This is a genomic window from Limnospira indica PCC 8005 (genome assembly GCF_000973065.1).
GTDB lineage: Bacteria > Cyanobacteriota > Cyanobacteriia > Cyanobacteriales > Microcoleaceae > Limnospira > Limnospira fusiformis.
The window spans coordinates 5,643,240-5,656,521 of the sequence record NZ_FO818640.1 but is presented as its reverse complement, the minus strand read 5'-3'; the positions used below and the strand labels follow the sequence as shown (position 1 = coordinate 5,656,521).

Annotated in this window: 8 protein-coding genes; 6 read left to right on the top strand and 2 right to left on the bottom strand. The window is 44.3% G+C overall.

Annotation, left to right across the window (positions count from 1 at the left end; genetic code table 11):
- Window positions 1-3: 3 nt before the first annotated feature.
- Together XZ46_RS24970 and sat are read right to left on the bottom strand one after the other, a co-directional pair.
- Entirely contained in the window at window positions 4-2,313 is a 2,310-nt protein-coding gene (locus XZ46_RS24970; protein WP_228116421.1) for a caspase family protein, read from the bottom strand.
- A 527-nt stretch (window positions 2,314-2,840) separates the two neighbouring features.
- Complete coding sequence (sat, locus tag XZ46_RS24965) at window positions 2,841-4,019, bottom strand: sulfate adenylyltransferase (protein WP_006623017.1); 1,179 nt, start codon at window positions 4,017-4,019, stop codon at window positions 2,841-2,843.
- Between the two features lie 302 nt (window positions 4,020-4,321).
- Between sat and XZ46_RS24960 the strand changes: the two genes are divergently transcribed.
- The 6 genes from XZ46_RS24960 to XZ46_RS24935 all read left to right on the top strand — a co-directional run bounded on the left by XZ46_RS24960 (window position 4,322) and on the right by XZ46_RS24935 (window position 13,259).
- Window positions 4,322-4,810 carry a hypothetical protein gene (locus XZ46_RS24960; RefSeq protein ID WP_008055792.1) on the top strand — a complete coding sequence of 163 codons (489 nt, stop codon included), beginning with the start codon at window positions 4,322-4,324 and terminating at the stop codon, window positions 4,808-4,810.
- A 267-nt stretch (window positions 4,811-5,077) separates the two neighbouring features.
- On the top strand, window positions 5,078-5,293 hold the full coding sequence (locus XZ46_RS24955; RefSeq protein ID WP_006668313.1) for a hypothetical protein: 216 nt from the start codon (window positions 5,078-5,080) through the stop codon (window positions 5,291-5,293).
- Window positions 5,294-5,540: 247 nt separating this feature from the next.
- On the top strand, window positions 5,541-7,727 hold the full coding sequence (locus tag XZ46_RS24950; RefSeq protein WP_008055793.1) for a hybrid sensor histidine kinase/response regulator: 2,187 nt from the start codon (window positions 5,541-5,543) through the stop codon (window positions 7,725-7,727).
- Between the two features lie 171 nt (window positions 7,728-7,898).
- A complete protein-coding gene (locus XZ46_RS24945; protein WP_008055795.1) occupies window positions 7,899-9,215 on the top strand; it encodes a response regulator in 1,317 nt (438 codons plus the stop codon).
- 363 nt (window positions 9,216-9,578) lie between these two features.
- Window positions 9,579-10,592: a CHAD domain-containing protein gene (locus XZ46_RS24940; protein ID WP_008055796.1), complete on the top strand. Its 1,014-nt coding sequence runs from the start codon at window positions 9,579-9,581 to the stop codon at window positions 10,590-10,592.
- A 699-nt stretch (window positions 10,593-11,291) separates the two neighbouring features.
- Entirely contained in the window at window positions 11,292-13,259 is a 1,968-nt protein-coding gene (locus tag XZ46_RS24935) for a putative bifunctional diguanylate cyclase/phosphodiesterase (RefSeq protein ID WP_008055797.1), read from the top strand.
- Window positions 13,260-13,282 lie beyond the last annotated feature (23 nt).

The window sequence follows — 13,282 nt, the reverse complement described above, 5'->3', positions numbered from 1 at the left end:
GTTTTACACAACTCGACAGACAAAGTTAAAGGTTCCCCAAGCATTAACATCTAGTGCGAGATTATCAGTAGAAATCCCGGAACGTTCAACTCCTAGTTTACTAGCTTTTGCCAAATCTTCCAAGACAGCGCGGGAAACTTCCAAAGGATTAGATAGCAATTGCAGCCCATTTGGTGAACTTATGGAAGTTGGCTTTAAACCACGACTAATAGCTGGTAAAGTCTGAGTAAAAGGGAAATGACTAATAATTAGATAGGTTTCAATCAATCCAGCCGGACCCCGCACCAGTTCTCCTAGGGTTTCGGTGTTGCTAGTTCCGCCATTAACATTAGCTGGGGGGATACTCATGGTTTTACCAGCCTCTACCCGTAAAACCTGGGGTAAAATCATAGAACTGTCTTCAGTCTCAACTATGGGAGGTCTAGTAGCATCATAAACGTATGTTTGACCACGACTGTCGAACAAAAACATGATGAAATATAGGGGGAGTTCACCATTATTCTGCAATTGCATCTGAATGCGACTTTCCTTTGGTATAGTCGGTATACCAAAAGTTTCGGAACGGTGCGCTAACCCTGGGGTAGAATTACTATGATTCGAGGCATTTAGGATGAGTTGTTCGGTTCCCTGATGGGATAAATCAGGGGTTTCTCGTTTAGCGATCGCCCTTGACTGGGGAGTTAACATAGCCAGGGTAACTTTGGCTTTGAGTAAGTCGGAACGTTCATTTTCGGTCAGACGCAGCAACTTAGCGGCTAATCGAGTTTTCAATTGGGGAACTAATCGCTGTACGGCGACTTTTACGGCTTCTCCTCCTTCTCCGGCCGTATCAGGAAGCACCACTTGACCGGGGGAAAATAGACCATAATGCCCTTGGAATAATGAATTCAGGGGAGCAGTCGAATTTTGAGCAATAGTAGTATCCCGAACGCGACTCAGTAGATAATCCATGGGTTGGTCGTTGCTGGTGATAGAGACATCAGCAACACTAGACAAAGCACTGGTCGCATCGACCCTTTCAATGCGATCGAGTTTAGGGTCAAGACCAATTTTTAAGTCAATGTGGCGAGGTAAAACCCGAATAGTCTCTTTAATAAATTGGCCAGATTCAACGGCAGGTGACTTGATACCACCAACTTCTAATGTGAGTACCTCAGCGGTAGCGTGCAATGAGTTATATCCGCGAATTTGAAGTTTTGGCAGCACCTTAGATTCTGTACTCTCAGTGTTTGGTACAATGGCAAATAGGGAATTAACATCTCCCGATTCCAGTACACAGCCAGGTAAACCCGCTAGTAGCAATTCCGTACTTTTTCCATCCCCCGTCACGGTCGTAACAATTCCATCGACTGGGGGTGATTTTAGTGGTAGCTTAATCATGGGTGAAGGCGAGTCTTCAGTCATTCTCCCTTGACGCTGAAGCTGAGGTTGCTGGTTCGGTCCGGTGATACGTTCTACGGCTCCGGCTACACGACCTAGACTTTCTTTCAAGTCTGAGGTGGCTGTGGCATTCCAGAGAGTTTGGGTTAGGCTATAGGTAAATAATCCGGCGCTGAGTTCAGACCAAGTGGTTTCTGTAGCCATTTGGGTGGGTGTGCTGGCTGCTAACACTATACCGGGAAGTTCTCCGAGGCGACGCTGTTCTAGTTCTTTGGGGTCAATTTGGCGGCGCTGTAGTAATTCTTGTTGTCGGGTAATGGTGCGATCGCTAATTTGGCTAGAATTGGGACTGGCGGCTGTCCGGATTCTCAGGACTCCCTGTTGAGAATAACCAGGATAAGCATAACTGGTATCCAGAATTGTGACTACTTGTTGAGTCCTCAGCGATCGCAGTAATAACCACAGGGTATCCTCCATAATATCGTTAATTGGTTCCCCATTATGGTCTGGGGTGACATCAACGGGAATTAGGGAGTGTTTAATATTAGGTAGCTCAGGGTTGGGATTAGTACCAGCTACATGGCTGCCATAGCCGCTATAATGAAAAACTACCAAATCCCCTGGTTTAGCTTGGTTAATTAGATGTTCTATAAAGCTAGTTTCGATATTTTCCCCCGTCGCTTCCTTATCAGTAAGGGCGAGGATATCTGAGGGGTTAAACCCAAATCTACCGATTAAAAGTTCCCGCTGTAATTCTACATCCGTGACACATCCCGATAGGGGTTGTATATGACGTTGGGAGACTTTCGGATATTGATTTATACCCACTAGCAGAGCCAGTTTCCGATGGTTGGGTTGTGCGATCGCCTGCTGGTAGCGATCGCCTAGTTGCCACCAAGCCACCTCACTTAGTCCCAACCCTGCCAGTAGCATACCCGATCTGTTTAGAAATTGCCGTCGCTTTAATGCCATGATCTATTATTCCTAATCCATCTATACCCTGAAACTTAAATCCATCAAGGCTGACCAAATTCTCTAAATCTAGTCACGCGTTTTTGTTGTAATGGGATTAAATGCCGTAAATTAACTTTTATTCCCATCAACATTATTATCTAAAATAGGATATTTTTTTCTGAAAATTAGACCCCTGATATTGCAAAACAAAATCTGCCACTAATTACCCTCCTGATAGTCCTTGTGTCTCACTCCTATAACTAGATAATATCGCACCCAACAAAGTGATAATTTCCCAGACACGGGGAGGTGAATGTTTTTTGTGTTCATAACCAGAGAGCTGAGAACCTGCGCCTGAGATAGTTGTACAATAGCCTGGGGGCTTTCCCGCCGATGAAATTCGGTTGAACCCGATCCCTACATTTTTATCCTAGCGCGTACTCTGCCATTGTCGAGAATTTTCTACTCCCCCCTCCCAGAGACGGGGATAGGGGGGTTTGGTGAAATTATGCTTCTGAGGGAACCCTCATGGCCTTAATTAGTTCCGCCGCCACTTCTGGACGAGAAAACTCTGGGGGTGGCATTTCCCCCCGTCGCAGCATTTCCCGAACCTTGGTTCCTGATAAGTGAATCCGTTGTTCTGGGTTACTGGGGCTAGTTTTACTGGTAGCCATACCCTTAGTCAATGTGCAATAGAAGGCGTGTTCAAACTTCATGGGAGTAATACCCAATTCTGCTGGTTCAAACTCATCAAAGATGTGCTGGGCATCATAGGTTCCATAATAGTCCCCCACTCCCGCATGATCACGCCCGACAATAAAGTGGGTACAGCCGTAATTTTTGCGGACCATAGCATGAAAAATCGCTTCCCTCGGTCCAGCATAACGCATAGCAGCCGGATTAATCGCTAAAATCACCCGATTTTGAGGATAGTAGCGTTCCATCAAGATTTCATAACAACGCATCCGCACATCAGCCGGAATATCATCAGACTTAGTAGCGCCAACCAGAGGATGGAGAAATAGACCATCAACAGTTTCTAGGGCGCATTTTTGAATATACTCGTGGGCGCGGTGAATAGGGTTGCGAGTCTGAAACCCGACGATGGTTTTCCATTCCCTTTCTCGGAAGAGTGAACGACTATCAGCGGGGTCAATTTGATAGTTGGGAAACAAAGGGTGCGCTTCTCGTTTGAGTAACCATACAGGACCGGCGAGATTGACCGGACCTTGCTCATAAACTACCTTTACTCCCGGATGTTTGTTATCATTAGTGCGATAGACGTGGATGGCTTCCTGTTCTTTATCATAGGTGTATTTTTGGGTGAGTTCCAGAACTCCTACAAATTTACCCTCTGGTGAGTCCAGACGAATTAGGCTGCCTTCGGACAAATGCGCCGCTTCCTCTTCGGTAACCGATAGGGTGATGGGAACAGACCAGGGTAGTCCGTTACTCAGTCGCATATTATGGACGACATTGGTATAGTCCTCCTGTTCCATAAACCCGGTTAGGGGACTGAAACCACCGATCGCAATTAGTTCTAAATCGGACTGCGATCGCTCGTCAAGTTGTACTCTGGGGAGAGTATCCGCTTTGTCTAGGAGTTCGGCCCGTTGTTCGGCACTAGCCATGCGATTAATTAGCTTTCCACCGTGGGGCGCGATAGCATCTTGATGATGAGCCAAGGTAACCTCTAATAGTTAACTACAGATTGAACTAAATCGATTCATTTTTATTCAATCTCCTATTTTACCCCTTGCTGTGAACTTAAATATGGGGGGCTGTACCTTATACGGCTCATGGTCCTCCCTGGGAACTTGATTGGGAACTTTGTGATCACCAATATCGACTATAAACTTGGTCAATCCTATTGACAAAATGGTAGTATATATGTATGGGTAAATGAACCAGGATTTTCGTTAGTCTGAAACCGTAATCATTTCCCATGGGGCTGTCAATTAATCTGAAAATTATGGAGAATTGAGCAATGAAAGGTATTTTGGTTCTGACAACGTTTCTACTAGCCGGAGGATTACAACTCCCGGCTAACTCTATGATTTCCTATGGTAATTCTACTCAACAAGCTACCAGAGGAGAAGCGGGATTGACGATCGCTAATCGGAATGCTAATCGGAATGCTAATCGGAATGCTAATCGGAATAATGATGATTGGCGGCGACAATTTGAGCGAGATTTTGAAGAATATAGCCGGCGGCGACATGAGCAGCTAGAATCGGAAATGCGAGATGAGATGAACAAGCCCCACAATCAGCGTTTGTCTCAAAGCCAAAAAGAACGGGTGATTAGAGAAGCTCACCAGGAATTAGAACGCACCCTCAGTCGTGAGAAACAGGAATGGGAAAAGCGCTATCGCGACAACTTTGAAAGAATGCGCGATCGCCAAGACCGCTATAATCGCGGTGACCGCTATAATCGCCATGATCGTTATAATCGCGATGACCGTTATAACCGCTAATACCTAGGTAATTGATGGATAATGAAACCCTCTAAATCTGGCTCTCCCGAACTCTGGGAGAGGGCTGGTCCGGGTAGTTGCTGATGTGGTAGCCTTGAAAAAATAGGTCGCCCCTACTGTGGGTGTAGGGCGGGTTGGGCAATCTTTTCTGTGGGAATTGAGGATTGACAGCAGAACCCGCCCCGACATGATGGTTAATGTGATGTTCAATTGTCCATGGTCTAGTATATACTGGGTGGGATGGTGGAAACTTGTAATTGATTGAGAATGGAACGTTCTAAAGTAGTTGCTTATATTACCGGAGCCATTTCGATTATTTTAGCGATCGCTTATTTGTTATTGGTGAGCATCCTAGACTTCCGTGGAGAAATGCTCCCCGCCCCCCAAAGCCAAGTCACCGGGGAGATATCAATAGCCTCCGTTTCGATTTCTGGTGAAGCAATGCACCCAGGGGGCGGAAGTCAAACCGGCTTCTATGGGTAGCCACAAGGCTGGCTGGGGCTTTTTTTGTCAGACCGAGACATTAGGGCGCGGACATTGGGCCTCAATGTAATTCTAAGCATATTCATCGCGCCTCTAGCCGCCGATTCCTTTTGACAGCCCCCTGGGGTGGTTTAGCTGCTGATTGGTTCCCTCTTTGGCGGCGGACTGTTAACCCGTTCAATTTTCTGTTAAGTTTTATAAAGTAGGTGTGAGTTAACCCGAAATTGGGACTTTTTCAGGGCCGAGAATGGATATACAGCAGTTAAAAGACCAGCAGATCTTGATTTTAAACCAGATTGATCAGGCGATCGCCCTATTTGACAGCAGCGATCGCCTAATCCTATTCAATCCCCAACTCGCCGCCATTTGGGGAATTTCTGTTGACCAACTCGCCGCCCAACCCTCCCTCGATGACATTTGTGCTGAAATCACCTCCAAAAAACTTTGGTTAAAGCCAGACTGGGAACACCTGAGACAAACCCTGCGCGACTGCGTGAGAGGCGAAATCTCATTTTGCATCCAACAACATAATCAAATCTATCTCGAAGTCCACAGCCAGACCACAGCATCAGGGGGACGTTTACTCACCTTTAGAGATATCACAGACCATCGCAACACCCAACTGAGCCTCAATACCGAAGTGCGACGACTAAGATTTCTGTTGGGACTAAACGAACGCCTCCAAGACTCCGATAACCTCGATAACATCGCCCAATTTGCGCTCAACTATCTAGTACACACCACCAATGCAGCCTTTGGGGATGTCAAAGTAATTTTAGGAGAGGGAGAGAATCGCATCACTGGGATGCTAGGAAACCAAATTTCCGGTCATTTTGTGGCCACCTATGGAGAACCCGCCGTCGCCGAAATGAAAGCCGCATTAAGCCAAGGAATCCCCTACGGCGAGGGTCTACTGTGGGATGTAGTTAGAACAGGTGAACCGAGATTTGTCAAAGACTACGCCAACCATCCCAAAGCCTTCTCCCCCTTTCGTCATCCCGGAATTGGTCAACTAGGAATTTTTCCCATTCCCGCTACCAACGGAGAAATCATCGGCGTGTTGACCCTCGAATCACGGGATCTCACCAAAATGCAGGAATATCCGCAATTAGATATGTTATTTGCCGCCTGTCGAACCCTGGGAACCGCCATAGAACGCGCCGAAGCCCAAGAACGCTTGCGTCAAAGCAACGAAAAATTAGAACGCGCCTCTCAACTGAAATCCGAATTTTTAGCCTCCATGTCTCACGAATTACGCACCCCCCTTAACAGCGTTTTAGGCTTTGCGGATTTACTCAAACGCCAAAACTCTGGAACTCTCAACTCTCGCCAGCTTAACCAAGTCCAATTTATCGAAAAAAGTGGTTGGCACTTGTTGCATTTGATCAACGACATTCTGGATCTATCCAAAATAGAATCTGGCAAAACCGAGTTAAACCTGGAGTCCGTTAACATCCACGAACTCTGTAGCGAGTGTCTGAAAATGGTTCAACCTCGGGCTGATAAAAAATGTCTAGCCCTGTCTTTAGAATCAGACTACCGCATCACCCAAGTTTTGTTAGATAAGCGACGGGTCAGACAAATTATGATTAATTTGCTCTCCAATGCCATTAAATTTACCCCAGAAGGTGGTAAAGTGCGACTAAGCGGACACCTAGCTTATGGCTCTCAGATAGAAGGAGATTATCGCCCTGACTGTTCTCCCATTAATGACAGTACCCCTTATTTATGTTTGGAAGTACAGGACTCTGGTATTGGCATTCCCCAGGACAGATGGCATTTATTATTTCAGCCTTTCCAACAGATAGATTCTTCCCTAACTCGTCGCCATGAAGGTACGGGATTGGGATTGGTTCTAACTAAGCGTTTGGCAGAATTGCACGGCGGCACGGTATCTTTGCAGTCTCAGGTTAATCAAGGCAGTCGCTTCCGGGTATGGCTACCTCTAACTGAGATGCGACGGGAATTAGCCAAAAGTTATAATCCTGAACCGGAAAGGCAGGAGGTAATTACACCAGAACCGGAAACCCCTAAGTTACATAAGGTAGACTGCCCTCGGATTTTGGTGGTGGAAGACCAGCCTTTTAATCAGTTATTAATTACTGAAGTGTTGGAATTGGAAGGGTATCAGGTTGAGTTGATTGCTGATGGTAATACAATGTTGGATATGATTAACTCGACTATGGCAAAACCGGAACTGCTGCCTGATGTGATTTTAATGGATATTCAACTACCGGAAGTTGATGGGTTTGAACTGATACGCCGACTCAAGCAAAGCAGTTTATGGAAAGTCGTTCCGGTGGTCGCAGTTACGGCTATGGTTATGTCGGGCGATCGTGAACGCTGTCTGGCTGCTGGGGCTGATGGTTATTTGAGTAAACCCCTTGATGTTGACGAGGTATTGGCAACTGTCAAAAACTTCCTGGAGTCTTAGGACAACATCCCTAAGTGAGTATAGCTACCTAATGACTTATTTTAATACGGGTTGGTAGGGGCATCTACTGAAAGATACAATTATCAATGTTTATACAGCCATGTTGGCATATCTATCAGTCGATTTTGTGAATTTACTCTGTATTAAACAGTTACCCCCACCGTTTTACCTATGTCTGAAACTAAATTACATATTCTTTTGGTTGATGATGAACCGGCTAACCTGGTTTTATTAGAAGATTTATTGATGGCGGAAGGTTATGACACTACCTTAGCAGAATCGGGACCTAGGGCGATTGAACTAGCTACAAATAACCCGCCAGATTTGGTGCTTTTGGATATTATGATGCCGGATATGAATGGCTTTGAAGTTTGCGATCGCCTCCGAGAACATGACATTTTGCAAACTACTCCTATCATTTTTTTGACAGCCTTAGATGATGAGGAATCCCGCTTAAAAGGTTTGGAAAAAATGGGGGATGATTATATCACTAAACCTATTAATATCAAACTTTTGTTAGCCAAAATTCATAATATCATCAAATTACATAAAATGCGGAATGATACTGCTAAGGTGAAGTTACAGCGACAAGTTCAGGAACAAAATCAACGCCAGTTTTCGGCTGCTTGGCAGATTAATGAAAATTTATCAAACAAATTTCAGCTATTTGTACCCCAACAATTTTTAAAGCGGATTGCTCCCCAGGGGGTGGGATCTATTCAACTGGGAAATGTCACGGAAGAACACTTGACTGTCTTGTTTTGTGATATTCGCGGTTTTACTTCGATCGCTGAATCTCAACAAGCTAGAGAAACCTTTGAGTGGTTAAATGCCTTTTTTAACCAGATGAGTCATTGTATATCCTCCCATAATGGCTTTATTGATAAATATTTGGGTGATGCAATTATGGCGGTTTTTGATATGACAAATTCCCATGCTATTGATGCCTTAAATTCGGCTTTGCTGATGCAGGATAGTTTACGCAAATTTAATCGCGATCGCCATCTTTTTAGTATCAAAGACCCTATCAGAATTGGCATTGGCATTGATACCGGAATCGGCATGATTGGCACTTTGGGGTCAAATAGCCGCATGGATTCTACCGTTATCGGTAATGTGGTTAATACCGCCTCCCGATTAGAAGGATTGACTAAAATTTATGGCTGTCAAATTATTGCCAGCAAATCCGCTATTGATACGGCTGAATTAATGACGCAATCCCCGGAAAATAACGAATCTTTCCAAACTCGCTGGATTGATTGTGTCACCCCCAGAGGCAAAAAAGAACCCTTAGAAATTTATGAGGTTTTAGCTAGTCAAACCTATGCGGTGTCACCCCAAAAAATTCTCACCCGTCCGGTGTTCGATCGCGGTACTCGTTGCTGGAGAAATGGCAACATTCAAGAAGCCTTAAAATGCTTTCAAGCGATTCTCACCCAAGACCCCAGCGATACAGTCGCTCAATACTATCTGGAGAAATGCCAATAAATAATCTTCTCCGACTTCCCACCCGCCGGAATTAGTGTAGATCTGAAGGCGATCGTCTCAATTCCCCCATTCAATCATAGCCTGGGATTTTGGTGGGGCTGCACCTGATCACAAATCCCCATCCTATCTAGGGATTTCACACAGCATAATTTGGGATAAATTGGGTTAAGAAAAGGTTAAATTTTTGCGCCCCCCATCTGTCCAGAATTTATCGCATTTTCAGCCACCCACAGCCATTTATTCCTATTCTCAGAAACCTGGTGAACACCTCGCTACTATACACTGGGGAAATGGGGATATCATCTACACAAATGATTCTGTTATAGTGAAAAGTATCTCAAAATTTTAGTTGGACAGATAAAAATGACTATTGATACCTCACCTCAAACCAACACCCTGGGGGAATGGGCCAGTTTGGGGATTCAGAAATATCTAAACAAAGTCCTCAGCCATGAAGCCGCCGTGTTACAAGATGAAGATCCAGAAGAATTACATCAAATGCGGGTGGGAATGAGAAGACTGCGATCGGCTGTCACTGGTTTTGCACCCGTTTTAGATTTACCCAAAGCCGCCAGCGATGACAACATAGGGAAAATCGCACGTCGTCTGGGAGAACTCCGAGATATTGATGTTATGATCGAAGCCTTGAATAATCAATATTATCCCACCTTAACCGAAGCCGAAAAACCCACCTTAGACAAGGTATTAATTCGCCTAGTTAAGCAACGGGGTAAAGCCTTGAAAAAAGTTCAGGCTACTTTGGCACATCAAACATATAAAAACCTTAAACAAGACCTGCAAAACTGGCTAGATTTTCCCGTTTATACCCCCATAGAAAAGCTGCCGATTATGGGGGTATTACCAGATTTATTACTCCCGCAAGTCAGTCAGCTATTATTACATCAAGGTTGGTTGTTTGGTATTGACAAACTAGAAACCGAGTCCGAGTCCACAGAAAACAGTTCCCAGGAAACTACCCCTAAAAAAACCATTACCAAGAAAAAACTTGAGAAACTCCTGACCACTCACGGGGATGTCTTACACAGTTTACGCAAGCAAGCCAAACGAGTCCGTTACCTCATGGCCCTATTTACCGACTTTTACGGGTCTACCTATCAAGCCTATCTCCAGGATATGAAAGATCTGCAAGAATGCCTGGGTGATATTCAAGATACCATGGTACTCGAAGCCGTTTTGGTGGCGATCGTGCGTTCCGATCTCAAGAAAAGTCTACCCACCCTCTCAAATCAGATGAGCCAAAAGCGCTATGAATCATGGCAGAGCTGGACTCAGCTACAGCGTCGATATCTAAATCCTGTAGTCCGCCAAGATTTTCACTTGACCCTTTTGCGTCCTCCAGTAGACTCTGATTCTTAACCCACAGTTAACCATTATAGCCCTGACAGACCCATTTAAGCTATATTGATCCGAGAAAACCGCAGTACCTTATAAATAGGGGAGGAAAGATAACTCCTCCGTTCCTCCTCTCCATGCTTTGATCATTTTTGGCCTTTTGTATGAATAGATACATTTATTTGGGTCTCATATCCCGATATAATATTTCCTAGACTTATGTATGGTGGAAATCTCACTGTTTAAGAGCCTAACCCAAGAAAGTGAATTTAACCTTTGGTAAATATTTGACTAGGGAAGTAAGTTTCATTTTTTATCAAGATTTAATTAATGGTTAACTGCTATACAATCTTCTGTTAACTTATGAATCATAATCGATAGCGTAAGTTCCCTAGCCAAGTATTGAATTCAACAATTTTTTAAGATTTGCAGTTAGGGTTTGTGAACTATAACTGCTATTCTTGAGAATGAGAGTCTAAGGTTTTCGGTGTTCACTTTGGTCAGATCTTCAAAAACAGGGTCTGTTAAGTCAATTTTGGTAAATTTAGAATGGAAATCTTAGGCATCTTGGCAAATTTCTTATACATTGTCTGTATAAGTAAGGGGTTCGTGCAAGGGTCTGGTTATATGGCGATCGCTAGAGATGATTCAACCTGTACAAACTAATTGGTCTTTCTGAGATTTCTGGGAAAGTACCAATGTCCATCCCATGAGGCAATTAAAATGGACAGCAACAATTTTTCACACCCTCCAAATAACTGGGGAAACTGGCAAAATTCCCCAGCAGTCTCTATCCCATCAAGTAATTTGCTGTGGGGGGGTGGAAATCGGCAAGTTGAGCCAACGGGAAGAGCATGGCAAGCATTAAGTGCAGTAGCTATAAATGCTCAGGATTTTCTAAGTATTGCCATTTATAATTTCCAGCCAGTCGTACCCAGAATAACATTTGTTAACCCGCTATTTACAGGTAACACCGGGTATACAGCCGATGAATTTTTCAGTAAAAACCCAAGTATTATGCAAATTACCAAAACTATTCGTGAAGGCTCTAATGAGGAGAATAACACCATTTTCCATAGATTTAAGGATGTTTCAGAAGACCAACATCTACCCGGTGGATCATCCCTAAATACCTCTGATAACGAAGGTGAATTGTCTGGTATATGGCAGTGCGAGCCATCAAGACATAAGGAAATTGTCAAAAGTCAACGGCCAGTTTTAGACGCTGACAAAAAACGACGGAGACGTGAGGAAGCTAGATTACTGATATATAAATCAACCCACGACGGGTTAACTGATTTATATAACAGATCCTACTTTATGAGGGAACTGGACGAAGTAGTAGAACGGGCAAAAGAAGATCCCGAATACCAATTTGTGGTACTACTTTTGGATGTAGATCGGTTCAAAATAATTAATGACAGTCTCGGTCATCAAGTCGGGGATCGCCTATTAGAGGGGGTAGGAGAACGATTAAGGGAGTGCATCCCACCTTGGCATACTGTAGCGCGTCTGGGGGGAGATGAATTTGCTATTTTGTTTGATGACCTCAACAATTTAACCCAAATATCCCAGACGGCACAAAACATCCAATATCATCTACAACAACCTATTATTTTAGGGGAACAGGAAGTCTTTAGCACTGTTAGCATTGGTATTGCGATCAGTAATGTCAGCTATAGCAACGGCAAAGAAATTCTCCGAGATGCAGACACAGCGTTATCGCAAGCGAAAAGGAAAGGAAAAGCCTGTCATGTAATATTTAACCCTACGATGCACCGCCAGGCTTGGGATCGTATGCAGCTTGAAAATGATCTGCGTCATGCCATTGAACGTCAGGAATTGCAACTACACTATCAACCGATTATTTCCCTGGAGACGCTAGAGATTATCGGCTGCGAGGCTTTAATACGTTGGGAACATCCCAAGCGAGGCTGGGTGTCTCCTAGTCAATTTATCCCCATTGCGGAAGAAACTGGACTGATCCAACCGATTGGAGAGTGGGTGCTGCGGTCCGCGTGCGAAACATTGCACCGTTGGCAGTTAATGTTTCCCCAGGGAAAACAGCCATTTATGAGTGTGAACCTATCGACGTATCAATTAACTAACCCCCAATTAGTTAATAAGGTTCAGACAATTTTGGAAGAAACTGGCTGTGATCCCTGTAGGTTAAAACTGGAATTGACGGAAAGCACTATTGCTGAATATGCAGAGGTGGTGGTTCCCCAAATGAGAGAACTTAGCGAATTGGGGATCAAATTATGTATTGATGACTTTGGAACTGGGTATTCTTCGCTCAGTCGCCTATATCACTTTCCGATTCATACGCTGAAGATTGATCGCTCTTTCATTGAGGGGATCGATGAATCTCAGGATCAACTAAAAATTGCTTATGCCATTGTCAATTTAGCCCATACCCTGGGACTAGAGGTGATTGCAGAGGGTGTGGAAACTCCGGAACAAATGGCTGTATTGCAAGCCTGGGGATGCCAACTGTGCCAGGGATATTTATTCTCTAAGGCTGTTGATGACCAGAAAATGGAACAATTCCTGAGCCAAGGCAGGATCATGCTTTCGGCTACGGAAACCTTACGAGAATGGCAGCGGTTTGCTGAAGAAATTGAAAGGCTCATCAAACCTCTAGAAAAAGGATGCCCCGGAAAAGTCAATCCTAACATTCATATTGCTTGAGGTAGCTAGGCTACAGAAACTTT

Coding starts and splice junctions, on each gene's coding strand:
- XZ46_RS24970 (WP_228116421.1), bottom strand. CDS start 2,313: ATGCTACTGGCAGGGTTGGGACTAAGTGAGGTGGCTTGGTGGCAACTA.
- XZ46_RS24960 (WP_008055792.1), top strand. CDS start 4,322: ATGAAAGGTATTTTGGTTCTGACAACGTTTCTACTAGCCGGAGGATTA.
- XZ46_RS24955 (WP_006668313.1), top strand. CDS start 5,078: ATGGAACGTTCTAAAGTAGTTGCTTATATTACCGGAGCCATTTCGATT.
- XZ46_RS24950 (WP_008055793.1), top strand. CDS start 5,541: ATGGATATACAGCAGTTAAAAGACCAGCAGATCTTGATTTTAAACCAG.
- XZ46_RS24945 (WP_008055795.1), top strand. CDS start 7,899: ATGTCTGAAACTAAATTACATATTCTTTTGGTTGATGATGAACCGGCT.
- XZ46_RS24940 (WP_008055796.1), top strand. CDS start 9,579: ATGACTATTGATACCTCACCTCAAACCAACACCCTGGGGGAATGGGCC.
- XZ46_RS24935 (WP_008055797.1), top strand. CDS start 11,292: ATGGACAGCAACAATTTTTCACACCCTCCAAATAACTGGGGAAACTGG.